Consider the following 23866-nt stretch of genomic DNA (forward strand, 5'->3'; position numbering starts at 1 on the left):
TCTCGCTCTGCAGTATCCCCAGATCCCGTGCCAACGTCCCCGGATCACAAGAAACATCCACGAAATTATCTAGGGTCTAAAAAAATGAAGCTGGTGAGCAAAAGTCACTTGCTTCATTTTTTCTAATTCCAGGCAACCGGATATCGGATTGCTCTTTTAATCACATCTCAAGAATGTCCAGTCAATACCCTGCATAAAGCTGACAGTCTGACTTGTTTAATAGACTGCCCTCCTTAAATTTACGTTTATTGGTGGTGGTTCACAGCAGGCGCTATCGTCTCTGTTGCTGCCTCGACGTTTGTCAGCAAGCCCATCATCTTACCCACTTACAAAAAGATTTATAATTCACTTGAAAGCAGCGATAAGGCCGGGCTGAGGGAGTGGCGCCGGAAGCTGCAGACCAGGAATAGATTTCGCGCTGTAATTCAGTTCGTGTCCGTTGCCCTCATGGTGATCGGATTGTTCGGAGTCTCGTAAAACAAAACTTGACGCAGTCTGCATCAGGCAATACTCACGAGGTGTTGAATGCTTGAATGGCAGCGTTCCTAGTATTTCAAAAAGACCCAATGTTATTTCACTCATAGAACTAAATATGCGAATAAACAAAAGGGGCTGTCGCAGTAAGACAGCCCCTTTATTTTACGCTTACATCTATTCAGGGGCATAAGATAGATTTGGACTCGACCTCCCTCAGGTTAAGGATGCACAATATAAGAATATTGCGAGTCTAAAATACATTTCCGCATCAGAAGCAAGTTTGTTGTCGTGCTGCGTATCTTCGAAACTATAGCTCAATAACCCTCCTTTTCAGAGGTGGGTTATTGAGCTATCCTTACTACGCGATCCGGTCCATCCCTCGATGCCGAGACTTCGTTTATACGCGAAGATTTCCTCGACGGCCCGATGATATCCTCCTGAGGCTCGGAACGAATTTCCGATTTCCTCGCACGACTTTCGGAATGACGCATCCTTGAGCACGCGTTCCGCCGTCTCTATAAAATTTCCCGCCGTTAGTCCTTCATGATTCAGTTGGATGCCGGCGCCGACCTCAGCCACACGTCGTGCAATAATGGGCTGGTCGGCACTTTGCGGAAGCACAATCAGCGGAACGCCATAATAAAGCCCTTCGCTTGTACTATTCATACCACCGTGTGTGATAAATAGTCTGGCGTGCTGCAGCACTTCGAGCTGAGGCATGTAATTCCGAACCATGAAATTCTCGGGAATGTCTCCCAATTCCGCAATCCGGGTTTGCCTTCCGACGGTTAGCATGACCGTGTACTTCGTGTTCGCAAACGCCTCAAAGCAGAGCTTGTAAAAATCAACGACTTGATTGAACACGGTACCGAGTGAGATGTAAATCAGGTTATCTGTATCTACATGAGACCAGTCAAATTCGTCGTTGGAACGCGGAACAACAGACGGTCCTACAAATTTGTACGATTCATCGAAGCTTTCTCCACCTGGTTGAAAGTGCTTCGACGTATAGACGATGGTCAATGGCGCTGGATTGCAGAAAACCTCATAGGCGGAGCCGATCTGCACATTGTATTTCTCTTGCACCTGCCTTACCGACTGTTGAAACTCCTGTTGTGCTAGTTCATTCACATCTGCTGGAAATTGGAGTGAACGACGGTCTTGCCTATTGTCAAAGCTGTTTTTTTGCATTGCAAAACTCGCACACGAGTTGACGGCCGGCAGACCCAATATTTGTGCAAGCAGATACCCACAGCCGAACATGGAGTCATGAATGATATAATCAAATCGTTCTCCTTTAGTTTGCTTCAAAACACTGGGAATGACCACGTCGGCGGTACGCAGAAGTCCACCTGCACGAGCCCAGGGATTGCGTCCTCCGGCAAGGAATGTCTTTAAAAATTTATCGGCATCATACGTGATCACCTTTGCGCCTATCCTTTCGATACGATCACGAAATTGCTCTGTCGCTACGTATACCACCTCTTCATGACGACCAATAAGTTCTTGTACCACACCGAGTGTTGGGTTGATATGCCCCTCAGCGCCTGCATTGATCAGTAGAACGCGTGCCATAATCGTCACCTTCCCCGAAATTAATATGAGTATTTGCTCACATTATATTCAAGAAAGCAAGGTCTGTCAATAATAATATGAGCAAATACTCATAATTTTATTGACTTAATTTATTACGGATAATAAAATTATAATGGAAGGTGTTGGATTGAAAATGGATAAAGTCAGTAATATCAATAAAAGAGTACGCAAACCTAAACAATTAAGAAGCATAAATACCAAAGAAAAAATCCTCGAAGTTGCTTTTTCTTTATTTTGTAAAAAAGGATATTACAATACAACGACCAATGAAATTGCCAAGCAAGCCGAGGTTTCCATCGGAAGTCTCTATTCCTATTACAAGGACAAAGACACGATTTTGCTGGAGATACTAGAGCTTTACAACCAACAATTTATCACGATAAAAGAAGAAGTATTGGCTCAGGCGGATATTTTTAAAGAGGATAAGAAAGTATGGTTTCGCCTCTTGATTGACTCTTTTATAAAAGCTCACGAAGCTTCAAAAGAATTAATTAGGGAATTAAATGTTTTGTATTATGTCAACCCGCAGGTAGCAGCCATACTGGATAAACAAAGAGAAGAATCACGTCAAGCTACCCTGGATTATATTTTTCTGCATAAAGAAGATATTCAAGTTGAAGATATCGAGGCAGCCGCTACTCTAGCATTTGATTTTGCCACATCAATAGTAGACCGAGTGGTCTTTGGCCAAAACAATATTGATAAAGAACGAATTATTAAAACTGGGATAGATGCTATCTATAAATTTTTATTCTATTAATATGTCTTGGTCTTCTAATTGCGGCTTTAAAGATAATTACTTTAATCTACTATATCCTTTATTTCCTGCACAAATAGTCAAAAAAGTAAAACCGGAGCATTATTTTGATATGCTCCGGTATCGCATACTTTTCATTTCCCGCTTCCAACATTCCCCAACGCTTTACGGTAAGAAAGTCCACCGTCCTACGACCTAACACCGCCACCCGAATCCCCCCGCACCACGCAAGACTCAGTACTTGACTGCTAGCTAGGCTTTATCAAGACGGTTATTTCAAACTGCATGTTCTTCTTGAACCTAGCAAGGCGCAACCGGCGGGTGATTTGCTATCGATGAAGTGACTGGTTGTTGCCTCGTAAAGTTGTCCGGATAATTGCTAGTATTGGTGTTCGTCCCTGCTCCCACTACGCCCCCAACGCTCATGGCAGGTGATTTACTGTCGATGAGGTATCTGAAATATGTCAACAAAACCACTCAAACGCAAAATAGATTTGACCTTAATTCCTTTACGACAAACCGAAACCGAGGGATTTACTTTTTCACTATGGGGTAAAATCTAGCTTGATACCCTTTTTAAAATACATGAAAAACCCTTATCAACATTTCAAAATATACAAGTGCAATCGATACCATACTTACAGTTAAAGGAAGCCCAATTTTAATATAAGTTGAAAAACCAATTTCGACATTCTGCTTTTTTGCAAGTTCCACTACAATCAAATTTGCTATTGAACCAGTTAAGGTAAGATTACCAGCTAACGTACTAAAAATGGCCATGCTAGTCCACCAGATCACTCCGTTTCCCACGGGGATTAAGAATTTCAACAGCATTACAGCCGGAACATTACTTATTATATTAGAAAGCACCACAGTCAAAATCGAAAATACAGGTAGGCTTTGGATATTTTTTATCCATGTCACATTAATAAGGAGTCTGAGCAGTCCACTCAGTTCCACCCCACCGATTATTACGAATAAACCGATAAAAATCACTAAAAGATTAAAATCAATTCCAGCATACAACTTATTAGGTTTAATCCGCCGAGTCATCAGTAGGAAAGAAGCGCCCAAGCTAGCCACAATAGTTGGATCGAATCCAGCTAAGAATCCTATTAAGACCAGAAATACAACGACTAAACCCTTCTTAACCAAGTACAGATGTACAACACCGATCAAAAGTTGTGTCTCCGGAAGCGGACCGTTTAGTTCCATGGGGTACACCCAAACAATAGTAAAATAAATAAGTGACAGCCCGACTACCGTTAGCGGCACGGCTACTGCCATATACCAGTTAAAATGGATTCGGGAGAGGCTGCCAATCAAGATATTCTGCGGATTTCCAATCAATGTAGCCGCGCTTCCAATATTCGAAGCGGTAGCTACCCCAAGTAGATAAGGAACAGGATTTAATTTGGTCTGCCGACAGATCATGATAACAATTGGGGTAAAAAGCAAACAAACAATGTCATTTATAAAAAAGGCGGATAAAATACCCGTTGTGATAATCACCATAATCAACAATTGCTTTTTGGTACGCAAATGATTTAAAAAATAGTTCCCGGCCATATGGAAGAATCCTGATAAGTTTAGGTATGATACCATTATCATCATTGAAAACAAGAGAACTATTGTCCGATAATCTATTGCCTGGACTGCTTGATCGAAGCTGATTACTCCTGTACCAATAGTAAGGGATGCACCAATAATTGCTGCACCAGCGCGATCAACTCTAAATACCGGACTTTTACCAAGAGCAAAAACAATCAAACAAAGCAATAGTATTAGAGCTGAAATAAGCAAAATCTAATCACAACTTTCTCTGTAACGTACTATCTTTGACCCGTTTATCGACTAATATTAAAATTCAACATGTTTTCCTAAAATCCCTCCGATTCATCAAAAAACAGTTTTGTTCTTCTATAAATACTGATGCCAACAGTTCTAACAACCATTCAATTCGAAACATTGCGTTTCGACCATTATTATTATCCAATGCTACAAGTACCAGAGACTTTGGGTCATCAATTAAATCGGCATAAAAGTTGGGTAAATCATTTTCCCGCTTTTTATTGTGTTTTAAGATTTGTGGATTAACCACTTCCATATGTTGTTGGAGTAAAAGTCTCATCCGAACTAAACTCTGAACATCATCCTTTGTGGCCTCATTGACAATAAAATTAATTAAAAATCCGGTATCAGCCAAAGCTCCTCCACCTCTTTAACTTATTTCATCCACAAACACATAATGAGGCTATTAGGGTGTTATATCTCCAGTAAAATCACACAATTACCCACAACGCTCCCTGCATGATAATTTCGGGGCTAATTATCCAATTCACGTTATTCCGGTCTCCTATCTTCCTGTCTACGCTTCGCAGCACTTGTTACTATTACACCACGCAAGGATTACGGTGTTTCCTGTTTATCTTCATTATTATTATCAAACACTTTTGTCAAACCCCATCTAGATACGTGATATACAAGAACTCCAAAACCATAAACGTAAATATAAAACATTGATGGTTTACTTAAGTCTGTAAAATAATATGAGTAGAGAACACCTATAAACAAAGTAGCTGATGTAAGTAACTTAGAAATATAATTGGCTTTTATATAGGAAGGTTTACCATTATAAGTCATTGAAAATTTAGGTTTAAATTTCTGTATAATTGCCATAATTAGAACTCCAAGAGCAATTATACAAATCCCTCTAATACCCTCCATATTCATTTGTCTAAAAGCTTCACCCACCGACAAATGAATCATCTCCTTGTACCAAGTTAATTATTAACTTATTTTACCCGTCTAGATTCACTGACAATTGCCCTATTCCACATTATTCCTTAGATTCCTCTTTTTCCAGAGAGCTTATAAAGAAGCAAAGAACCAAATCATCCAATGATCTGGCAGTTGGTACCTTAATTAAATGTCAGTGCTCAATATTCGTAATTCCGATGCTATAGCAATAGTAAGGCTTTAATAGTTCCCCATTCTACTCAGTACTTGACTACTGGCTAGCCTTTATCAAGGCGGTTATTTCTTCTTGAGCTTAGCAAGGCGCAACCGGCGTGGTGATTTGTTTGAATGGTTTAATTAATGTATTTAAATTCTAATTTCGGTCTTAAACACAATAACAGCTTTTCCACCAACTTTAACTTGCACCGGTTTACCATTATTTAATTTAACAGTCACTTCAACAATGCCACTCCGGCCTATAGCATATCCTTGTTCTGCTTTGAACGAGTATATAGAACCATTTTGTTCAACCAAACCATGTTCGACTAAATATGCCCCAAGTGGACCATTGGCATTGCCGGTTACCGGATCCTCATTAATGCCAATAGCTGGCGCAAACATTCTCCCATGGGTTAAAATTTCGCTTTCCCCTGAATCCATTGTAAAAACAAAATATCCATTGCAGTTTATCGTTTTACTTATTTGGGCCAGAGCAAGCATGCTCGGAGTCAACGAATTCAATTTATCCCTTGTTTTAATTCCAATCATGACTTTAGAATGTCCAGTAGAAACAATTTGAATCGGGCATCGTTGGTCTAATTCATCTTCGTATAAACCCAAAGCTTTAATTATTTGATCTTTTTCATGCATTGCAAGTGGTGGGAAAAATTCTATACCACCTTGAGTCATTACTATTGAATAATCGTTCCCATCACTAATTATTTCGACGGGTAAAATTCCGATTTTAATTTTATGAGTAATAGTTGAAGAATCCAGTTGTAGTTCCAAAGCACGTACATAATGAGCTGCAATAGTAGCATGCCCACAAACCGGGACTTCCGCATTGGGTGTAAAGTATCTAAGCCTAACATCATGATCTTCACCATCTGGCGAAAGAATAAATGCTGTTTCCGAATTGTTCAGTTCTCTGGCAATTTGCTTCATTTCTTGCTCGGAAAGTCCATCTGCGTTTAAGACTACACCTGCCGGGTTACCCTTGAATTTCTCCGTAGTAAATGAATCGACTTGATAAATCTTTATAGTTCTCAACCAGTTTTCCCTCCTCTTTCCCTATCACAGATGCGGTATTGCTATAATATCGACGCAGCTTGCTAATGATCCGTCAAAATAGTCCATTCAAAATTAAAGGCCATTCATGTTTCCCGACATGTACAACCTCACCGTTACGCCCCAACGCTCCCGGCGTGGTGATTTTCCTTCGACGATGAGTAAGGAATTAATAAGCAGCTTTAGGTAGTGTTGAAGGGGTGCTCTATTAAAACGTTAAGCAAAAATACATGACAGATTGATTTAGATAATCGAATAAATAGGCCTTTTCTTCTTCACAATATACATTAACATTCTTTAATGATTACAAGGAGGTTATATGTATGTCAGGATTTTCAGGAAGGGTTGATATACGAGAAATTGTACCCCATAAAGATAAATATCCAACGGTACATAAAACTTTTGAATCTTTAAATCTTGGTGAAAAAATGGAACTTCTTAACGATCACGATTTTCACCCTATTTTTGCATACAAGTTCCCTTTAGATTTCCCTGAGCAGTATGAATGGTCATATTTAGAGGAAGGTCCTGAGGTTTGGCGAGCTGTAGTAACTAGAATAAAATAAAATTCAAGCCACTCCAACGCTCTCGACGGTAATATACTTTCATTCCCAACCGCCCACCAACCTTCGAAAGGGACCTTCTTTTGGAAAGCGGGGGGAATTATAATAGTAGGCTATTGGGGTGCTTAATAGCCTCTTGCAATTCTATAAACAAAATAACCAAATATTAATATTGTTAATGCGGCTTTAAGCTTTTTCATATCCATATTCAAAGTATTAGAAGCCCCCCATCCTTGACTTACATTCTTTGTTTAGAACTTCTTCCCCGAACATACCCCAAGGTTTCTTTAAGATAATCATTTCCCCGGCGTGGTTCGCCAAGATATGTATCGAGTACGGCTCGTTGGCGAGGATCGCAAGGCCATTAGCCTACGTTCGCCCTCGTTGGAATATAGCGGGGTAGATAGGAGATGCTGGAAATACTACGAACCAATTTAACATTCTACATTGATAAAGAGAATAATAATTATTGCTTGGAAAAGACTATACCCAATCCCCAATAGGAGAAAGGTAATAGAAATGGATGATAAGCAACTTATTACAGAACTTAATAAGATTTTGACGCTAGAACATGGTCACTTAGGTATGTACGAAAATTATGGTACCTACCAGGATAAGGATATGCGCAGAACTTTTAGAAGATTTATGGAACTAGAAATGGAGCACATTAATAGAATACAGAGCGTTATTAGAAATCTAGGTGAAAAACCTTCTCTCATTGTGGAAAGTGGCGATATACTCGGTAAGTTATTTGGTGTTAGTTTTCAGGTAACAGGTGACCGAGAGGTTTTAAAGGTTTATGATTTTATTGAACAGAAATCACATCAAGGTTATTCAGATTTCATTTCAAAGTTAGAACGGGAAAATGACAATATGTATCAGTTCATTGCGGAGATAACTGCTGTAAATCAATTAGAAGCTCAATTACAACATTTATGGCTCGAAGACAAACTGAATAAAACTCAAAACCAGACCACAGCCAATTAGAACGAAACGCCCAAAACGCTCCAGCAAGTATATGATGTATTAACGACACATTTGCCATGTTTACTCACTCGCAGATTACGAGACTTCCCTGGCCCAGTTCGTCTAAACAGTTCCCGTTCATTGGACTAAGAGTTGGCTATTTCACTAACATCTGCATATATCAATTCCTTCTCGTCCCCATGAACCATCTTTTCAGTAATAAAAGCAATCAGCAATATTACAGGTATATCTATAACGAATCTTGTAAGCATAAATCGCCAACCCATCGCAGATGCCTCAAAGAACAACATAGGTAACTTTGTGGTGGACCAGGCTCCAACGAAAACTATTATGTTAAAAAACCTAGCCCCCTTATTCATCAGCGTTCCGGCGATGGGAAAGGTCGCATACATTGGTCCCGCAGCAACAGAACCCAGGAGGAAGACTACGGCAATTCCCAATAGTCCAGACTTTTCTCCTAGGACCCTTATCATCGTTTCTTTCTTTGTCCAGGTATCGAGGAGACCAAGTAAAACAAATATGGCCGGAATATTCATCAGGATTTCTATTGAATTGCTTTCAGTCATCTTAAATGCCTTTAATCCCAATTCCGGCCTCACCATCAGCAGAATTATGTTAACTCCCACTATGGCCAGCAATTTAGCCTATGTATGAATCGTGTAGCCTCTAATTGCATAATTCAATTTCTTTACGAATTATCCTCCCATTTAGCTAATTTTCCTTAAAAAGGGATATACCTTCCCCCACCCCAAAGTTATAGTTCCTTATTAAATTGGCTAATTTCTACGAGCTGCTAAAAACCAATTCAGCTCGATACTTCAGCAGATATAGTCCTTTCAATAAAAGTCTCACCATTTCTCGTTGAGTTGTAGAATGGTTCCTCAGTCGTCTTAATAAAAACAATTGCATGATATTAGATGCTATAAATATCAAATAAAGCACCGCCTCTACTGCCTTCCCTCCATGCACAAAGCAGTGCTCTAAGCCACATTCACGTTTCAAGTTATTGAAAATCGAGTTCTCAATATCCCAACGTGCTCTTATTATTTTAAACAATGTCTTAACCGCCATATCCATACTAGTCGTTACCATCATAATCTGTGTACGTTGCTGGTTAGTATGTTTAATGGCAAATTTCACATACCGTAACGGCTGATCTACGTTGTCCATTGTAAAAGTTGACTCGTAAACTTCTACTTTCTCAAATCCTTTTTCATCTTCCCAAATATCAACTGCCTCCGACTTATTTACCCTCTTTTTTGCTGACCGCAAACTGTTGTTATTATTGTTCTTTGCTCGGACAATTGCATCAATACCAAGATTTTTGCAGTGGTTAATCCAGATGGAATTACAAGCTAGGGCATCATAAACTACAACGTCAATCAATTTTCTATGACTCTTCACAACGCTTGAAATCAGCCTTTTCCCAACGCTCAACTCCCCTTCATCCTTTGCAACAGCATCTTTTCCGGGCTTGTACATCTCAAAGCCAATAACCAATTTGGGGCCCATCCCTACCGTAGACATGACAGCGCCACTATGGAAACAATGAGTGGTCTTACCTTCGGTATTTTTCAAGCATTCTGAACAGCTTTTCTTATTGCTTCCGAAGAATTTTGTTCCATCTATAGCGGCCACCTATATCCGTCAATGGTTCCGTTTTCAAAAGTCTTATTCTCAACTGCCGTTTTTACTATGTGTTGATTGATTTGTTTTAGTCCGTCGATATCCATGACTTTAAGTGTATCTCTGATCGCATCAATCTGAGGCATCTTTGTTCCTCGGGAAAACAGTTTACTAAACTCATTATTCCTAATTATAAAATTTAGCTCATTAAAGCTTTTTATCCTAAGCAGAAAACCAAAAAGCACAGGTAGAATAACTTGGCCTGTTCTATAAGTGGGGTTAACTCTTCCGTCAGACAGTTTATTCAATCCATGATCAACGTGGTATACATTCTTCATATATCTCACAAATTTTATAAAGTAATTTTTTCGCATTTTATCCTCTCTCTCCTTCTGATTTTAGCAGAAGGAAAGGTCTGACAAAAGCTCAAAAAACTCCGAATTTGATACACTTTTGTAATCGGTAAAAATACCAGTGAATTCAATAGTTTGACTGTGGTTGGGGCTAAAGTGCTGTGTGAAATCAGGAGTACTTCCTTTTGATTTCACACTCTTTATTCATTTTCCCCCAAATATTGAAGAGGGGCTGCCTCTTCGTGATGTCGTAGATATCATTTTGAGACAGCCCCTTTTTATTTCACACCCTGTTTCTAAAAACGGGCTATTTACAAAAATAACAAACTTCGTTTTTCTCGCGTTTTCGCTGGATTACTAGCTCAGGTAATTATTAGAGTATGGACATTTTAAATCACTGAAATTTATATTACTTCGATATAACATCTGTAGTTCCAGAGTAGGCATTATATACATTTCCCTGCCAAACGACACCTATTCCTTCAATATACCAATTTTGATTGCCTGATGGATTATTAATACCTACATTAGCTTGTGCATAAGTTAGATTATTTTGATCGTCGTCAACTTTAGCGTCTACACATTGATCATTTTCGTAAAGGTTACCATATTCATAAAGTTTAGTGGCATTAAAACTTAAACTTATAGTTGAATATCCCCCTATATATGTGCCAGTGTTGGTGAACGCCTCATTTTGCCAGACAGTCGCATACACAGGAATCGCAAGTGCACATATTAGGCTTAATGTCAATAGAATTAAAGTAATTTTTTTACCTCTCATAATCATTTTGCCTCCTTAGAACTTTCATGAATTTTAGAAGGTACTCCGTTTTCTGATATGTTAAATTCCGTCATTGTCATAGAGCCATCAGCATGCTTGATTGCTATTGAAAGATTGTTACCTTCCAAGAAATAAATTGGGGTATAATCACCTACTTTGAAACCTCCATCTTGAATTAGTTCTGTAAAAGCAACCAACGCTTTATTTTTTACTTCTTTAGACACAACATTACTATCATCATGTAAATCGCTCCTATAAAATTGTTTAACTTTTGTTGTGTCAATATTAAAATTTTTGACAGCTAAATCTTTAATATCAATTTCCCTAGATGAATGAATAGTTTCAGAATTAGCATGATTAATATTCCCAAATAGCATAACTGAAGTTAATACTCCTACACCCAATACACCTGTTGTAACCCATTTTAGAATACTCTTTTTATTCATTTATCATTACACGACCTTTCAAATTAAACTTCTTTCAAGTTATATGTTTATATAGCTTATATATCTCATTACACCTCCCACCATGCGAATCTCCCTTCACAAACATCCCAAAGTAGGTTTACAATATAAAGACCTACTATTTTGTGTAGGGGCGAACGCCTCCAGATCATTTGTTACTTTGCCGGTATAGATGATCTGAGGGCGTCTTAATTTAAATGCGGTAGCATTTAAATACAATAGTAGTCCTCTACTATATAGAGGTATTTAAGAAGATAAAAGATTTCACATATCATTTTCTAAATTAAACTTTTTTGGATGTTTATGCAAATAGATCACCACCAATTTAGACCTCATTTGGGATATTAAACCTTATATCTAATAATTACTTTACTATAACCCCAATTTTTTTGCACCGAAAAAATGTTGCGGGATACCACAATTATTTTTGCGGTAAACCGCAATCGAATTTATAAGCGCTTGCACTTAAAAAGAGCCTCGCGGCTCTTGAATATTTTTACGTTATCTATATGAAGTCCTCATTTGGAATAACCCCAAGTTGTTTAGCTTCAAATATTGCTTCTGATCTCGAGCGAACATTCAATTTCTCAAAAATCCGAGTTAAATTATATTCAACAGCACGCTGACTTATTAACAAATACTCCGCAATTTCCTTATTGCCCTTACCTCTGGCAACTTCTTTAAGAATCGATAGCTCCTTCTCATCGAATGATACTCCTTTTAGGATTTCATTATTTCCCGTTGCCTTAATCCGTACATCTTGACGCCTTAGCTGACGTAAAAGGGATACGGGGATAACCGTTTCACCACGCAAAGCACATCGAACCGCAGTGACAAGTTGCTCTCTGGAAGCAGTCTTACTGATAAATCCTGAGGCTTGTGCTTCTACCAATATATTAAAGTAAGGTGTAATCTCATATCCTGTATAAATTATTATGGGCGTATTCGAATCAATTTCAATGACTCTACGAGTTAATTCTAATCCATTGATTTCTGGCAAGTTCAAATCAAACATCAGCACATCAAAAGTCTGACTTTTCAATACCTCTAGGGCTTCCGAACTTGAAGTGACAATCGTTACTTTCATATCTTCTTCTTGTTCAATCATGCTTTTGGTACCTTCACCAACAGAAGGATGATCATCGACTAATAATATGTGAATCATCTTTATCTTTCCTTTCTAAATCACTTTTTCTGTTACCACGGAATTCGCATCAAGATCCAACCCTATTGAAACTTCAAACCCTTCACCTAAAGTTGAATATAAACGTGTTTCGCCTCCAAGGCTTGAAACTCGCTCTTTGATTCCAGATAAGCCCATATGATTAGATGTAAATTCCATGGATTGGAGATCCATGCCAATACCGTTATCTTGGTAATTTAATGCTAATAGACCATTACTATTATCTAATGTAATATTAATTTCTGTTGCTTTTGAATGTTTTGCTGCATTTGCCAGGAGCTCTTGTATAATTCGATAAATAGACAATATATGTTCATAATCTAAATCCAAACTAAAATCTGTGGCATTGAAATTCACAACATAATCCGTTCGCAACTGAGCATCAGCGATTAAGTTCCTTATTGCTTCTACAAGCCCAGACTCATTTAATAAAGGCGGAAATAGATCATTGCAAGTGATCCGAATTTCATGGGTTACATCGAGCAGCCCTTCGGCAATCTTATTTAATTCTACCCTTAGATCTTGAGGTAATCGATCATCCGACGATATTATTTGTAGTTTGCGATACCACAATATTTGCTCTTGAAGTACAGAATCGTGCAGGTCTGAGGCAAGTCGGCGTCTTTCCTTTTCCGATAAGTTAAAGAGAAGGCGGGAAACCCAAGGACGTGCAGTGTCTTTTTGGCTGACCGCCTCCTCTAATTTATCGATTAAACCCTCAATCATGTGTAGGTTTTCATAAACAACGCTAACATAAAAAGAGATGGTTTTAAGCCATACCCTTTCGTCTTGGTTATAATGAGTTCTATTTATTTTCCCCCTAATCCATAGAAGGTGATATTTGTTCTTCTCTTGACTCACTGTTAGTAAGACCCCATTGTCTATATCTATCAAATCTCCTACCAAAATTAAGTTGACATTGTTTTTTAACCAGTCAAGGATAGTTAGTTCCGGCACATCCTGAGTTCCTGTTTTTATTAATAATGAGTAGTCCGAGTCCGTTAAATCCAGTTCTAATAAGGAAATAGATTTGACGGATAAAACTTCTCTTACTTCCGCTATTAATTGTTCTTCTAAATCGGATATCTTCATTACTTTAGTAATATTCTGAGAAAACCGATTTAAACTCGCTTGAAAGTTAAATTTTTCTCTAAATAGTTTAGAACGAAGGCTCAAATCAAGTTCTTCTTTGGCATAAAGAAAGGCTATAATTCCAATATAAGTTACAAGACCAACCCGAACTCTCTGGGCGAACGTAAATCCCTTGGCAAGATAGAATAAGAACCAAAGGTAACCTGAAGTCGGTATGAGGCTTATAATACAATAATAACGTATCCGGTTAATGATAAAGTCAATATCGAACAGACTGTTTGCAGTGATTAAATAGAAAAATACAATAGGAATAAAGACTAAAAAAGCTGCGCCTAAAGCTCCGGGTATAAGTTCCACACCAAAAACTATGCTTGGGAAACCAACTAAAAAGATGAATGGGAAAAACGCAAGTATTACACCGACAATAATGATAGTAAAAATCGATCCATGTATAGTATTCCTATAACGAATATAACGGGTTGCTAAGATGTAAAAACAAAGGAACGTCTCTATTATAAAGTTAACAAGGAAACAATACCTAATATCTAATAAATATAGTCCAAAGATTTGAAACAACAAGTTAACACTAAAAAGTAACCCATTACCTATGTAAAATATATACAAATATCTTCTATTATATAAAATAAATCCATATCTTTTAAAGTAAGCAATTAAAAATTCCACAAATAAAAGGGGTATTAATGAGAATGTAATCCTATTAATCGCTATTCCCGGAATATCCATCCTTGAGGATGCTCCAGCACTAATATAACTTAATCCAATAGTAAGGAAAAAAAGAATTAGTATACGTGCGGATATATCATTTCCTTTTTTAAGATACAAGAAAAAGGAAAATGATGACAATATACCAAACAAAAATAATGGCATTACTATATCATACTGAACTTGCTTAGGAGTCATATTGTTGGTCACTTTATATACCATAGATTCATGGTTTTTACTTATAACTAATGTTTTTGCTCGTTCAATAGCATCATATTGTAAGATTGTTGGATAATTACTTGGTTGGATTTCGTCAATTAATGAAACAGTATCTCCAGTTTTGATGCCTTGTTGTTCCGCCCATCCTAAGTCATCCATATTAGTTATCTGCCATATACCTGATGGATTCTTTTCGACGCTTATGCCAATATATGGGATATTGATTATTACCGACAGTAAGTAGTATAGCAAAAATAGTATCATAATTGCAGAAGCTGAGAACGCGAAAACCTTTTTTAAGTCTCCCATGTAAAATCCCTTCCTAAAAAAGAGCCAGGAGCTATCCTGACTCATCGTGAATCTTCTTTTCTTTACCAATACAATAATGGTGAGAAAACATCTGGACTTTGGAGAACATCGAGGACAGCCTTTTGTTCAATTTTCGTTAAGCCGATTAAGTTTAGTTTACCCTCAATTAATTTTTCTTTTTCATCAGGATTTTGTACTAGATATTCAACGACTTTTTGTAACAATACCTTTTCCCCCTTTATAAATTTATCCAAATAATAACACAAAATTTACCTTTTAACACCGTAAATATAATGCAGCTTTCCGTAACTTTTTTGTGGTAAACCGCAACTATTTAAAAGTAGTGTAATAATTTATTTTTCCATTCTTTTTGGACACTCATTTTATCTATCAGTTCAATCGCCTGAAGCTGATTTATCCTAATAATGATTCGAGCATATTCAAGAACACCTGATTTCCTAATTATCTCTTCAAGTTCTACACGATCGTTTAGTAATGCTTTTTTCATAGTCTTACTGTCAAAATAGTCCCTGACAAACTGATACTGGGGTTGTTGAAGATTTAGTAAATACAAAGTAGGGAGAGTTTTTCTTTTATTAAGAAGATCATTTTTGGGGTCCAATCGACAGATATCATTAACGTCGTTTTTAATTTGAGCGATAATTCCTAAATGCTCTGCATATTTGTTCACTACATCATGATGATTTTCACTTGCTAAAGCCGTTCCTACGAGACATGCAGAAGCCATGAGAGAGCCTGACTTTGATCTTACCATTTCAATATAATCCTTCTCGGATTCAATCAAATTCACAAGATCAATATGTTGTCCATTAATTGCTTTTATTACACACGAATTGAGGTAATTGGTCGCCATTGCTTTTTTATTTAGTTCAAATGAAGTATGTTCTAGACTTTTTGTACTTAGCATTAATAGACCCGTAGCTATGTTCATAACTATTGCATGATCAATATTATTCCAGGGTACTGAAAAATTGTCATTATCCTGCAAATCATCAAATATATCCAGTGAAAGAATCATTAGCTCCACCGCAGCTGCAGCTCGAAAAATATCTGTTGACTGACCATCAAACATCTGATAATGCAAAATAACAAGCTGACCGAAAGGAAAGTGACCTTCCATTTTGTATCTAACGAATTCTGACATATACTTTTCAAGTTCTTGAATTGGGAAATAGTCATGTATTAACTGTAACATCACTTGTTCTATCATGGCCCAATTATCTTGCAAAAAAGCTACCTCCTAATTCCCGCAAAAGGTGAAAATAACCAAGCGAAAGCTGTATTACAAGGGATAAATATCCGATTAGTTTTGACAGCCTTTTAACGATTTGGCTATTTTTAACACGACCTACTATATCCTTACATTCATTTTCTATTATCACATATTATTCATATAAAACGTGTCATAAGTGGTCGAATTATAAACTACGACAACAACTTATTACCTACACCACTATATTTTGTAAAATAAAACAGGCGAGATGTTCCCGTGTGCGTAGATAGAAAACATTGCGCCTGTTTTTAATTCCGAATATTCTAAACCCTACAGCCCGCACCACAGGCTGGTTTAGAGTGTCTGTTTTCTAAGACAAGTCACGGTCTCAACGTGCCTGGAGTTGCCAAAACGGCTCGATAGAAAACACATACATAAAACATTATGTTTATGTATGCGTTCTACCGATGGGTTCAAATTCGATTACATAGGGACAGTGAAAGTTTTCGGTAACCCGAAGTCATAACCGTTCTTAATGACCGCGATCGAATAGGATTGGCCTGGACTCAATGATGCGTTTAATAAATAAGTTGTTCCGTTATCTGGTGTTACCACTCCTGTTACAGCAATTTAGCCTCTATATTAATTTTGCAGGCTTTTAGTGTAAATCTCAAATATTTTGTGTTTTAGGTTCCCATTTGCTTAGTTCTAGCTAAAAAAGGATACACCTTCCCCTACCCCATAATTTTAGACTCTTATTCAATTGCACAATTTCTATGAGCTGCTAAAAACCAATTCAGATCTATACTTCATCAGATATAGTCCTTTCAATAAAAGCCTTACCATTTCTCGTTGAGTTGTGAAATGGTTTCTCAGTCGCTTTACCAAGAATAGCTGCATGATATTCGATGCAATAAAGATCAAATAGAGCACTGCTTCTACGGCCTTCCCTCCATGCACAAAGCAATGCTCTAAGCTACATTCACGTTTCAAGTTATTGAAAATCGAATTCTCAATATTCCAGCGTGCTCTTATTATTTTAAACAATGTTTTCAGCGCCATATCCATACAAGTTGTCACGATCATAATCTGTGTGCGCTTCTTGTCCTTATGTTTCATTGCAAATTTCACAAATCGTAACGGTTGCTCTACGTTGTCCATTGAGAATGTTGACTGGTAAACTTCAACTTTCTCAAATCCTATTTCATCTTCCCAAACATCAACTGCCTCCGACTTATTTGTCCTCTTTTTACTAACCGCAAACTATTATTATTATTGTTTTTTGCCCTGACAATTGCATCAATACCAAGATTTCTACAGTGGTTAATCCAAACGGAATTACAGGCGAGAGCATCATAAACTACAACATCCATCAATTTTCTATATGACTTCACAGCGCTTGAAATCAGCCTTTTCCCTACGCTCAACTCCCCTTCATCCTTTGCAACAGCATCTTGTCCGGGCTTGTACATCTCAAAGCCAATAACCAATTTGGGACCCATCCCTACTGTTGACATGACAGCGCCACTATGAAAACAATGAGTCATTTCACCTTTGGTATTCTTCAAGCATTCTGGACAACTTTTCTTATTACTCCCGAAGAATTTTGTGCCATCGATAGCGACCACAGTATAACCATCAATTGTTCCGTTATCAAAAACCTTATTTTCAGCAGACTTTTTTATGATGTGTTGATTGATTTGTTTTAGTCCGTCTATATCAATTACTTTAAGTGTATCTCTGATTGCATCAATCTGCGGCAGCTTTGTTCCTTCGGGAAATAGTTTACTAAATTCATGATTCTTTATCATCAAATTCAGTTCATTAAAGCTTCTTATCCTAAGCAAAAAGCCAAAAAGCACAGGCAGAATTACTTGACCTGTGCAATAGGTGGGGTTAACTCTTCCGTCAGACAGTTTATTCAAACCACAATCAACGTGGTAGACATTCTTCATATACCTTACCAATTTTTCAAAGTAGTTATTTCTCATCTTAGCCTCTCTTCCCCACTGATTTTAGCAGAAAGGGAGGTCTGACAGAAGCTTGAAAATCTCCGAATTTGATGCACTTTTGTAATCGGTAAAAATACCTGTGAAATCAATGGTTTGACTATGACAGAGGCTAAATTGCTGCCTCTCTACTATACTGTCACCAATGATAATTTACAAACATTCGTACCCCATCACTCAACCAGCTCCCCAAGGCTCCTCCGGGTAGAAGTGCCACCTCCGCTGACCCCACACGCAATACTCGGTACTTGCGCTGGCTTGGCTTTATAAAGGCGGTTATTTCTTCTTGACCATGCGAGGGGCAACCGGCGCGTGATTTGCTATCGGGGAAGTGTCCGGAATACGGCAAAAAGGCGACTAAAGATTGTTTATTGCGAGGGTAGCAAGATGTTGGTGGAAGGATGAAATAAGAGTACGCTATTCAACAACCGTCTCTTAGTTTACCGATAAAATATCTCACCAGTTTGGGCAGCATGGCGGCGTTTCCGAACAATAAGAGAAACAAAATCTATTTGACCTTCCAATACAGACATAAGATCAATTCCATCCATCAACAATATTGAACTACGTCCTATTGAATGAGCTTTAACCCCGTCAGGCGAAAAACCGATAATAGACAGGAATAAACCTAATGTATTATCAAGCTTCCGTTTGACCTTACTGCCAAAAGCATCTAAATCGGAAATATCGGTTAAATGGTTTTGCCACTTGGCCTCAAACAGGTAATCCGTTCCTTCAAGTGAGAATGCACCATCAATTTGTTCACCGACGTTTTTAAAAGACGCCTTAGGGTCAAGATCGAAAAGGTTAAATAAATCATACATAACCTTTTCCAGCTTAAATCCCCTTTTTTGGTGTTCTTGGGAGGTTACTAGAGCAAAATAATCATTCTTAATTGCGTCAAGCTTATCTGACATGGCTTTAGTTGCCGCTATTCTTTCCATAGTCGCTCTACGCTTCGTTGAAACCTCTTTTGCTTCTTCAATCTGCTTATTATTTTCATGTACAATATCTTTAAGGGCTTGGACAGCCATTTTTGCTTCCTGAGCCTTACGTTTTCCATCCTCTAATTGCTCAAGATGACTAAAATTTGTCATTTTACACACTTCGTGCATCAGTTTTTGAATGTCACCTAGGTATTTGGCCTGTTCCGAGCATAGAATATCAACTACTTCTGCCGCAATCTGTCTCTTATAATAATTATCCCAGTCTATTGCCGCTATCACTGATTCATCGGCAATACAATTTCGCAGGAACCTTTTCAAATCACGTTTGAACCAATAAATTACTGATAAAGCTTCCTGCAATGCCTGAATTGCGACTGCTGATAGTTGTCCGTTCACTCATGTCACCTTCCTAAAAAAATAGTTTACTAAAAACTTTCGATTCAAGAGTATGGGGTATCGAAATCCTCAGTAATTCACTTTTACTCTTTCCACATCTTTTTTGCATTTCCTCCCAAGATCGCGGAAATAATCCAAGAAAATACAAAAAAGCTAGATCGCCATAATTTAAGACGACCTAGCAAATGTAGTTCTCCATACGCCTGTCACTATAAAAAGATAATCGCTCCCATAAACCCGCTCATACCAAGGCTTTCACTCAACCCCGATATAGCACTATTACCGTCTCAACGTGCCTTGTCCACGGGACAAAAAACATATTTAGCAATTATTTATATTTAATAGTAATTTTGCATACACGCCCGCATGATCGGATGACCAGAGTCTTGTTTTTGTCCGATCACGTTTAGAATCTCCTACTACTTTAGCTTCAACAGCAGTCCAATTCTTCTTATTTTTGAGTCAAAGTTAAATAGGTTTTGGTTTATCTTTTGGCTTGTGGTCTTTTTCCCAGTGGCTATTGTATACTGGTTGATAAGGGAACATTGAGGAGGAATCATATGAAAAGAATTATAATACCCTTAATACTTACTGTCTCACTTGTCCTCGCTGGTTGCTCCGCCTCTACGCCAATAACCAACGCTCAATCTTCATCCAGCCCCCAAGTTGAGTATTTCTTCACCAAAGCACTTCAACACCCCGAGCAAGCTCTCGAATCCCAGATCAATACAGCTAAGTCAGCCCTCGATATCGCTATTTATAGCTTAACGAAAAAGGACATCGTGGAATCCATCATAGCTGCCAAGAAGCGCGGAGTGAATGTACGAATTATCACTGACCACATAGAAGCTAAATCAAAAACTCAAGCAGCGGAATTGATACTACTCAAAAACGCTGGTATCCCTATAAAGGAAAACACACATCCGGGCTTGATGCATCTCAAGATTTCGATCATAGATAAAGTCACGGTTACTACCGGATCCTATAACTACACTCAAAACGCTTCTACCGAGAACGATGAAGTTCTAGTTGTGATCCACGATCCGGCTATTACCTCGAAGTGGGCCGATGAGTTTCAACAGATGTGGGATGATACGAAGAATTATACTGATGTAAAATAGATCCATAATTGTCCTCAGCTTTTAGTTTAAGCCGGGAGGCAATTTCACTTATAGGATGATCCCCTCTCCATTTTGTATCTAAGTCGAAAAACCATTAATCCTGTCGCATAGCAGGAAAAAACATTAAAGTGTGGAAAGTCTATCGATTATCTGAATGAAAAGGGTGTGAACTCATGGGCGGAAAAAATGGCGCTAACTCTACAAGTTCCAAAGCGAACGGGCATTCAATGTTTTCAAAAGAATACACTCAAGGGTGGCGAGAGTTTACTGGAGGCTATAATAAAAAGTCAATGATATCCGTGGCGGTTTGCCTTGTATCATGTGTAACTCCTTTGTGGCCTTTACCGTTATTGCCGTTAATTCCTGCACTGATTTGGTTTATAATCGATACTCTCATCAAGGTTCTAAAATATAATAAGCACCTAAAGGATATTCGTAATTCTAATAGTTTTGACATATCAATTAAAAAAGGTATCAGTAATTAAGCTGTGAGCCCGATTCGGTAAGGCAGATCGAAAAGTCAGTTATAGAACTAAATATGCGGATAACCAAAAAGGAGAGCGATTAAGCTCTCTTTTCTACTTTTTGAATAACATAATAAAGAGTGAAGGAAAGACTTTTGACGAAGAGCTCCTCTTACTCTTTATTAAAAATAATGGGGGTTGAAAAGGAATGACTATTTATCAAGCGCTAATTCTCATGATATCATTTTCGACGTTAGTTTTAGGGATAATTACAATTTCTGCCATGTTTACGAGATAAGGTATTCGTTTGATGCTTTGGCCGAGGCCTTTAATGTCCTTGGCCAATATTATTTATATTTACATATGTATCGTATGTAAATTCCCAAACAAAAGATACCTACGTAAGTAAATATAAATAATTTAAGCAAACAAAAATCCCCCACCGTTACCGATGAGGGACCTAACGTGAAAAAATGCCAGTAATCACAAATGCCCAATACATCATATGCCAAGCTGTCCCATGTGTTACATTTTCCAAAGGTACCACTTACACGTATTCAGTTCATGCTTCAGCTCAAACGGCTTCAACTCTCCATCGATATTACTCTGGCATTTGAAGAGAAGCACCCAATTGCCGGCTATCTTCTCCTCGGTCATGGAGATAATCTGCTCAATCTTGATCTCTTTACCGTCGAGCTTAAAGCGTACCGGATGGGGTTTGCCGTTTAGTTCAAACCAGGCGAGGACGGAGATGGGGGTTGAGAGGATTTTCATGGGTGGTTGCTCCAAGTCTAAGATAATCACTGTTATTTTGTATCTGATCTTGTATCGAACAACTGTTCAATAGTTATTTTATTCATTACTTCTTTTGTAACAATGTATAAATTATCATCTTCAGGATCTCTGAGCGCAACAAAGTTTAAGTGTTGCTCATTTGCTCCGCTATTATTTAAGTAAATCAATTTTAATTTCATTATTACCCAAAGTTGATTATAAAACCAAGGATTTTTATCAGTATTTATTGAGATACATAAGTATTTTTCAATATTAGGTTCTAAGAATGAATTTAGCATTAGGTTTTCTTTCTTTTCGTCTAAGAAGACATCTGATTGCAAAATTTTATTGCTATCAAGATACCTCCCGGAAATCTCAATTTCTTCAACATATATTCGACTAATAAAATTTTCAGTTATGTTTTTTACCGAAAATATAAAAGTGACGTTTGGATTTTCAAAAGAGCAAGAAATATTATTATAAGTATCATGAGGTTGTCTCTTTTTATATTTAACTACGTTTACTAGATTGCTGTTTATAGAGATATATGGTAACCCCTGTGATTCTTCAAGTTTTAATAATCTGCCATTGAGGTCATTGGCTCTTTCATTTTGCCAAAGAGCTAAAAGTCCAAGGAATATGGTACCAACGTATCCTAATATAGTACCAATTAATCCAAATAACTCTTTCGAAGTTAATGCCTTATTAAAGCAATATTTAGCAATTAAAAAACCAGCGATTGCAGCTAATGGTATCAATAATAATATTAATATTATCCACCAGTATCGACGAATAAAATTGTTTAAGATCAAGAGTGCACCCCCATAGCTATTAATTATAGATAACTTATCATCTCACTTCTTTCTCGCGAAGTAAGGGGAAACCTGTCTCCAAAAATAAAAAGGCCTCTACTGAAAAGTATGGACCCTTAGTGTATTCAAACCAATTCTTGTATCGATACCCCATTATCCGTCGCTATTAGGCAATCAAATAGTTCGAGGATATTTTTGACCAGCAAACCAGTATACTTGCCGGGTCGGCCGGAGGAATTAGGAGGTTGTTCTCAAAGCATTTCCAAGGGCTTTGGTCCGTTACTCAGACAATTCCAAGTCTTAAATGACATGGCGCACCCTCTCAATTTACACGGCTCGTACCAGCCTTTCTTTTGTAACCTCATGGCTACAAAACGACGCAGAAAGTCAACGCTCCTCCCAGTTTCCCGGTTGGCAAAAACTTTCCTTGAGCTGATACATCCCCTTCGCTCCACTCTCATTACAAGGGCTTCATCACTACTACAGGATGTTCCGTCCCCTTCATGCGCATTGGTACTTTCCCCCTTCGTGGTCAGCACTTATAAGGTTTTCCCTTAACATCGCATGAAGAGTTCCCAAGTTCCGTACCCAAGCCCAGATTAGAACCCCGCCCCCTATACACCGGACACCACATGAACAGTAAGTAGGTTTCCTTCATGTTTATCCCGGAGTAGGGTGAAGACTCCGGTTTTGATGTCGTCTAGAGCAGGTTTTCGATGCTTCTTCAGGGGTTCACTTTCGTTCGACTTTCTAATCCACACATGCCGAGATTATTCTCGGCTTTTAACCGTAACGTTCACCACCGCAGCCTTTCGGACTGAAGCAGCTTACGGCTGTTTGAAGCCTGCTCCTACAAACCGGCTTCGAAGGGGCTACCTTCATCACGGATACAGCATCGTGTTCTTCGAACACGTTCTTGGCACAAGACCACCAGCTAACCTTTATCAAACGGC

The 23866-nt window shown here is 38.1% G+C and carries 27 protein-coding genes; 6 read left to right on the forward strand and 21 right to left on the reverse strand.

The window, feature by feature from the left end; genetic code table 11:
* Window positions 1-345: 345 nt before the first annotated feature.
* Together VZF35_RS07555 and VZF35_RS07560 are read right to left on the reverse strand one after the other, a co-directional pair.
* Window positions 346-501, reverse strand: a complete 156-nt coding sequence (locus VZF35_RS07555; RefSeq protein WP_407312431.1) for a hypothetical protein — start codon at window positions 499-501, stop codon at window positions 346-348.
* A gap of 306 nt (window positions 502-807) precedes the next feature.
* The gene (locus VZF35_RS07560) at window positions 808-2052 is read right to left on the reverse strand and encodes a macrolide family glycosyltransferase (RefSeq protein WP_407312433.1); all 1245 of its coding nucleotides are present in this window, start codon (window positions 2050-2052) and stop codon (window positions 808-810) included.
* A gap of 154 nt (window positions 2053-2206) precedes the next feature.
* Between VZF35_RS07560 and VZF35_RS07565 the strand changes: the two genes are divergently transcribed.
* Window positions 2207-2833: a TetR/AcrR family transcriptional regulator gene (locus VZF35_RS07565; protein WP_407314522.1), complete on the forward strand. Its 627-nt coding sequence runs from the start codon at window positions 2207-2209 to the stop codon at window positions 2831-2833.
* A gap of 58 nt (window positions 2834-2891) precedes the next feature.
* On the opposite strand, the gene VZF35_RS07570 is transcribed toward VZF35_RS07565, so the two are convergent.
* From VZF35_RS07570 to VZF35_RS07590, 5 genes are all read right to left on the reverse strand, one after another.
* The gene (locus tag VZF35_RS07570) at window positions 2892-3038 is read right to left on the reverse strand and encodes a hypothetical protein (protein WP_407312435.1); all 147 of its coding nucleotides are present in this window, start codon (window positions 3036-3038) and stop codon (window positions 2892-2894) included.
* Window positions 3039-3406: 368 nt separating this feature from the next.
* Complete coding sequence (locus VZF35_RS07575) at window positions 3407-4633, reverse strand: anion transporter (protein WP_407312437.1); 1227 nt, start codon at window positions 4631-4633, stop codon at window positions 3407-3409.
* 64 nt (window positions 4634-4697) lie between these two features.
* Window positions 4698-5036, reverse strand: coding sequence for a hypothetical protein (locus VZF35_RS07580; RefSeq protein ID WP_407312439.1), 339 nt, complete (start codon window positions 5034-5036; stop codon window positions 4698-4700).
* A gap of 203 nt (window positions 5037-5239) precedes the next feature.
* The gene (locus VZF35_RS07585) at window positions 5240-5590 is read right to left on the reverse strand and encodes a hypothetical protein (RefSeq protein ID WP_407312441.1); all 351 of its coding nucleotides are present in this window, start codon (window positions 5588-5590) and stop codon (window positions 5240-5242) included.
* 345 nt (window positions 5591-5935) lie between these two features.
* Complete coding sequence (locus VZF35_RS07590; RefSeq protein ID WP_407312443.1) at window positions 5936-6838, reverse strand: PhzF family isomerase; 903 nt, start codon at window positions 6836-6838, stop codon at window positions 5936-5938.
* Window positions 6839-7179: 341 nt separating this feature from the next.
* Between VZF35_RS07590 and VZF35_RS07595 the strand changes: the two genes are divergently transcribed.
* Both VZF35_RS07595 and VZF35_RS07600 read left to right on the forward strand, forming a co-directional pair.
* Window positions 7180-7422 (forward strand): DUF2249 domain-containing protein, encoded by a 243-nt coding sequence (locus VZF35_RS07595; protein ID WP_407312445.1) that lies wholly within the window; start codon window positions 7180-7182, stop codon window positions 7420-7422.
* A gap of 516 nt (window positions 7423-7938) precedes the next feature.
* Complete coding sequence (locus tag VZF35_RS07600) at window positions 7939-8406, forward strand: ferritin-like domain-containing protein (protein WP_407312447.1); 468 nt, start codon at window positions 7939-7941, stop codon at window positions 8404-8406.
* A 125-nt stretch (window positions 8407-8531) separates the two neighbouring features.
* On the opposite strand, the gene VZF35_RS07605 is transcribed toward VZF35_RS07600, so the two are convergent.
* The 12 genes from VZF35_RS07605 to VZF35_RS07660 form a co-directional block, all read right to left on the reverse strand.
* On the reverse strand, window positions 8532-9044 hold the full coding sequence (locus VZF35_RS07605; protein WP_407312449.1) for a permease: 513 nt from the start codon (window positions 9042-9044) through the stop codon (window positions 8532-8534).
* Between the two features lie 145 nt (window positions 9045-9189).
* Window positions 9190-9984: a transposase gene (locus VZF35_RS07610; protein WP_407312451.1), complete on the reverse strand. Its 795-nt coding sequence runs from the start codon at window positions 9982-9984 to the stop codon at window positions 9190-9192.
* A 47-nt stretch (window positions 9985-10031) separates the two neighbouring features.
* On the reverse strand, window positions 10032-10379 hold the full coding sequence (locus VZF35_RS07615) for a hypothetical protein (protein ID WP_407312453.1): 348 nt from the start codon (window positions 10377-10379) through the stop codon (window positions 10032-10034).
* Between the two features lie 415 nt (window positions 10380-10794).
* Window positions 10795-11166, reverse strand: coding sequence for a hypothetical protein (locus VZF35_RS07620; protein WP_407312455.1), 372 nt, complete (start codon window positions 11164-11166; stop codon window positions 10795-10797).
* A 2-nt stretch (window positions 11167-11168) separates the two neighbouring features.
* Window positions 11169-11612, reverse strand: a complete 444-nt coding sequence (locus tag VZF35_RS07625) for a hypothetical protein (RefSeq protein ID WP_407312457.1) — start codon at window positions 11610-11612, stop codon at window positions 11169-11171.
* Window positions 11613-12135: 523 nt separating this feature from the next.
* The gene (locus VZF35_RS07630) at window positions 12136-12795 is read right to left on the reverse strand and encodes a response regulator (protein WP_407312459.1); all 660 of its coding nucleotides are present in this window, start codon (window positions 12793-12795) and stop codon (window positions 12136-12138) included.
* Between the two features lie 15 nt (window positions 12796-12810).
* Window positions 12811-15006 (reverse strand): sensor histidine kinase, encoded by a 2196-nt coding sequence (locus tag VZF35_RS07635; protein WP_407312461.1) that lies wholly within the window; start codon window positions 15004-15006, stop codon window positions 12811-12813.
* Between the two features lie 212 nt (window positions 15007-15218).
* Window positions 15219-15380 carry a competence pheromone ComX gene (gene comX / locus VZF35_RS07640; RefSeq protein ID WP_407312463.1) on the reverse strand — a complete coding sequence of 54 codons (162 nt, stop codon included), beginning with the start codon at window positions 15378-15380 and terminating at the stop codon, window positions 15219-15221.
* Window positions 15381-15490: 110 nt separating this feature from the next.
* The gene (locus VZF35_RS07645) at window positions 15491-16405 is read right to left on the reverse strand and encodes a polyprenyl synthetase family protein (RefSeq protein WP_407312465.1); all 915 of its coding nucleotides are present in this window, start codon (window positions 16403-16405) and stop codon (window positions 15491-15493) included.
* Window positions 16406-17164: 759 nt separating this feature from the next.
* Window positions 17165-17509, reverse strand: a complete 345-nt coding sequence (locus tag VZF35_RS07650) for a transposase (protein WP_407312467.1) — start codon at window positions 17507-17509, stop codon at window positions 17165-17167.
* Window positions 17510-17589: 80 nt separating this feature from the next.
* A complete protein-coding gene (locus VZF35_RS07655) occupies window positions 17590-18381 on the reverse strand; it encodes a hypothetical protein (RefSeq protein ID WP_407312469.1) in 792 nt (263 codons plus the stop codon).
* Window positions 18382-18839: 458 nt separating this feature from the next.
* Entirely contained in the window at window positions 18840-19742 is a 903-nt protein-coding gene (locus VZF35_RS07660) for a hypothetical protein (RefSeq protein WP_407312471.1), read from the reverse strand.
* 560 nt (window positions 19743-20302) lie between these two features.
* Here VZF35_RS07660 and VZF35_RS07665 point away from each other — a divergent pair.
* The 3 genes from VZF35_RS07665 to VZF35_RS07675 all read left to right on the forward strand — a co-directional run bounded on the left by VZF35_RS07665 (window position 20303) and on the right by VZF35_RS07675 (window position 21625).
* Window positions 20303-20863, forward strand: a complete 561-nt coding sequence (locus VZF35_RS07665; RefSeq protein WP_407312473.1) for a phospholipase D family protein — start codon at window positions 20303-20305, stop codon at window positions 20861-20863.
* A 173-nt stretch (window positions 20864-21036) separates the two neighbouring features.
* Window positions 21037-21348, forward strand: a complete 312-nt coding sequence (locus tag VZF35_RS07670) for a hypothetical protein (RefSeq protein ID WP_407312475.1) — start codon at window positions 21037-21039, stop codon at window positions 21346-21348.
* 187 nt (window positions 21349-21535) lie between these two features.
* Entirely contained in the window at window positions 21536-21625 is a 90-nt protein-coding gene (locus VZF35_RS07675; RefSeq protein WP_407312477.1) for a putative holin-like toxin, read from the forward strand.
* 227 nt (window positions 21626-21852) lie between these two features.
* On the opposite strand, the gene VZF35_RS07680 is transcribed toward VZF35_RS07675, so the two are convergent.
* Together VZF35_RS07680 and VZF35_RS07685 are read right to left on the reverse strand one after the other, a co-directional pair.
* Window positions 21853-22116 carry a hypothetical protein gene (locus tag VZF35_RS07680; RefSeq protein ID WP_407312479.1) on the reverse strand — a complete coding sequence of 88 codons (264 nt, stop codon included), beginning with the start codon at window positions 22114-22116 and terminating at the stop codon, window positions 21853-21855.
* A gap of 17 nt (window positions 22117-22133) precedes the next feature.
* Complete coding sequence (locus tag VZF35_RS07685) at window positions 22134-22913, reverse strand: hypothetical protein (RefSeq protein ID WP_407312480.1); 780 nt, start codon at window positions 22911-22913, stop codon at window positions 22134-22136.
* Between the last annotated feature and the right edge of the window lie 953 nt (window positions 22914-23866).

The organism is Desulfosporosinus paludis (genome assembly GCF_045689965.1).
Taxonomy (GTDB): Bacteria; Bacillota; Desulfitobacteriia; order Desulfitobacteriales; family Desulfitobacteriaceae; genus Desulfosporosinus; species Desulfosporosinus paludis.

Excerpts from the sequence above, each read along its gene's own strand:
- VZF35_RS07565 (WP_407314522.1), top strand. The coding sequence starts at position 2,207 with ATGGATAAAGTCAGTAATATCAATAAAAGAGTACGCAAACCTAAACAA.
- VZF35_RS07665 (WP_407312473.1), top strand. The coding sequence starts at position 20,303 with ATGAAAAGAATTATAATACCCTTAATACTTACTGTCTCACTTGTCCTC.
- VZF35_RS07620 (WP_407312455.1), bottom strand. The coding sequence starts at position 11,166 with ATGAGAGGTAAAAAAATTACTTTAATTCTATTGACATTAAGCCTAATA.
- VZF35_RS07600 (WP_407312447.1), top strand. The coding sequence starts at position 7,939 with ATGGATGATAAGCAACTTATTACAGAACTTAATAAGATTTTGACGCTA.
- VZF35_RS07555 (WP_407312431.1), bottom strand. The coding sequence starts at position 501 with ATGCAGACTGCGTCAAGTTTTGTTTTACGAGACTCCGAACAATCCGAT.
- VZF35_RS07560 (WP_407312433.1), bottom strand. The coding sequence starts at position 2,052 with ATGGCACGCGTTCTACTGATCAATGCAGGCGCTGAGGGGCATATCAAC.
- VZF35_RS07650 (WP_407312467.1), bottom strand. The coding sequence starts at position 17,509 with ATGAAACATAAGGACAAGAAGCGCACACAGATTATGATCGTGACAACT.
- VZF35_RS07625 (WP_407312457.1), bottom strand. The coding sequence starts at position 11,612 with ATGAATAAAAAGAGTATTCTAAAATGGGTTACAACAGGTGTATTGGGT.
- VZF35_RS07675 (WP_407312477.1), top strand. The coding sequence starts at position 21,536 with ATGACTATTTATCAAGCGCTAATTCTCATGATATCATTTTCGACGTTA.
- VZF35_RS07630 (WP_407312459.1), bottom strand. The coding sequence starts at position 12,795 with ATGATTCACATATTATTAGTCGATGATCATCCTTCTGTTGGTGAAGGT.
- VZF35_RS07670 (WP_407312475.1), top strand. The coding sequence starts at position 21,037 with ATGGGCGGAAAAAATGGCGCTAACTCTACAAGTTCCAAAGCGAACGGG.
- VZF35_RS07635 (WP_407312461.1), bottom strand. The coding sequence starts at position 15,006 with ATGGATGACTTAGGATGGGCGGAACAACAAGGCATCAAAACTGGAGAT.
- VZF35_RS07595 (WP_407312445.1), top strand. The coding sequence starts at position 7,180 with ATGTCAGGATTTTCAGGAAGGGTTGATATACGAGAAATTGTACCCCAT.
- VZF35_RS07655 (WP_407312469.1), bottom strand. The coding sequence starts at position 18,381 with ATGAGAAATAACTACTTTGAAAAATTGGTAAGGTATATGAAGAATGTC.